The 694-nt window shown below is 60.1% G+C and carries 1 protein-coding gene; it reads right to left on the bottom strand.

Going from position 1 to position 694, the window contains the following annotated elements; genetic code table 11:
* The coding region (locus CAPSK01_RS18175; protein ID WP_034930118.1) for an AbrB/MazE/SpoVT family DNA-binding domain-containing protein at window positions 1-109 on the bottom strand (109 nt) is incomplete at its 3' end.
* Window positions 110-694 lie beyond the last annotated feature (585 nt).

Here is a 694-nt window from a genome sequence, read left to right as displayed (position 1 = left end):
GGACAACACCGTCCTTGAACTCGAACTCCACCTCCGTATTCGGCATAAGGCCGGCCTGTTTGCGAATTTCAACAGGAATGGTCACCTGACCTTTGCTGGTGATGCGCATAGTTTTCCCCCTTCTTGCTGTAAGAAGTAAGAATAGCACGGCATTACGTTGGTGACAGCATCGTGGAACGTCTACCGCCGGAGCATTCGCAGCCCGATCGCGCCGGCCACTGGGATTCGCTCATCGTCGCGGCAGCGCTGGCAGCAGGCTGCGAAATCCTTTACTCCGAGGACATGCGATACGGGCAGGTATTCATTGAGTTAAAGGGGCCAGGCTCGAATAGGGTGCCGTAGCCCTCGATCGGATGGCTCCAACGGGTCAATGGCGACGTCCAACATCCGCGGCGGGAGACTGACGACCGTATGGCCACAAGTCGCCGCGATCTTCTGAATGTCGGCGCAGATGGCGCGGAGGTCGAAATTGAACCTTCGCGCATGTTCAGCGCGACTTCCGAACTTCGTCAGCAGGGGATGAGCCGTATCGCCGCGCCGATGGTCGGGGGATGATTTCGTCGACCGTCCTCACCCTGGCGGTGATTCCGGCGAATGATGCGCTGGTCAAGGGGGGGCGGCTGCGGAACAGGCTTGCGTAGTTCGGGTTACGGGCGCGGCAATGCCGCGGCAACCATGCCGACCGACTCCAGGC

The organism is Candidatus Accumulibacter vicinus (assembly GCF_000584955.1).
GTDB classification, from domain to species: Bacteria; Pseudomonadota; Gammaproteobacteria; order Burkholderiales; family Rhodocyclaceae; genus Accumulibacter; species Accumulibacter vicinus.
The sequence above is the reverse complement of the archived record's forward strand: the minus strand, read 5'-3'. Positions and strand labels throughout refer to the sequence as shown.